The organism is Vibrio ichthyoenteri ATCC 700023 (assembly GCF_000222605.1).
GTDB lineage: Bacteria > Pseudomonadota > Gammaproteobacteria > Enterobacterales > Vibrionaceae > Vibrio > Vibrio ichthyoenteri.
Genome location: NZ_AFWF01000236.1, coordinates 1 through 720, shown reverse-complemented (window position 1 = coordinate 720; position 720 = coordinate 1). Strand labels below are relative to the sequence as shown.

Below are 720 nucleotides of genomic sequence, written 5' to 3'. Positions count from 1 at the left end.
GGAACGCTCCGGGTGATACCACCAACATGCCCTGCTCCAATCGATGAAACATCGCGCCTTGACGATTCACAGGGTGAACGCCACCTTTAAGTACGGCGTCAACCCATTGATAAAACGCTTCACCGAGTTCTGCCGGTGTCGCGCTTCGAGCATCAAACTTCTGCAGCATGACTGACGAAGCGGTAAGCGCCTCATCCTCAGTCACAACGTCACTCTTTTCTTCATCTGCTGCAGTGCTCTCAGCTTCTTGCATCAATTCCATCGCGTGACTGGCAACCGCCGGTCTCACTTCTGGTTCGACGTCAGCTGCTACTTCAACCGATACTTCTGCGATATCTGGCTCAGCGCTTATTGCGTCCATACCAGGCATATAACTCATCAAATCTAAACTGAATGAAGGCTCTCTACTCTCCTGCTCCAATACCCTTTGACTTGCTGGTACTGTGGCAGTGCCCTCTACTTGGGTGACTGCGTCACTTAAATTCTCTCTCAGAGGCGATACAGGAGCATATTGAGTCAGTGATGACTCGCTATCATCGTGTGCGTCTTGAAGCTCTGACGTATCGATAGCGGGCGTTATTGAGCCCTCAATCGACGCAAGCTCACCTTCGGGCCATATCGATGGCCAGTGAACACACACAAAGGTGAACGTCTGGCGCCAATCAAAGGCACTTAAAAAGACTTCACACTTCCATATCGCCATCTCATCCTCATTAGCGC

General features: G+C 51.0%; 1 protein-coding gene. It reads right to left on the bottom strand.

Translation table 11 applies throughout. The features are described from left to right. Nucleotides 1–703, bottom strand: a 703-nt coding sequence (locus RH85_RS16755; protein ID WP_206536050.1) for a hypothetical protein, incomplete at its 3' end; no start/stop codon positions are given. Between the last annotated feature and the right edge of the window lie 17 nt (nucleotides 704–720).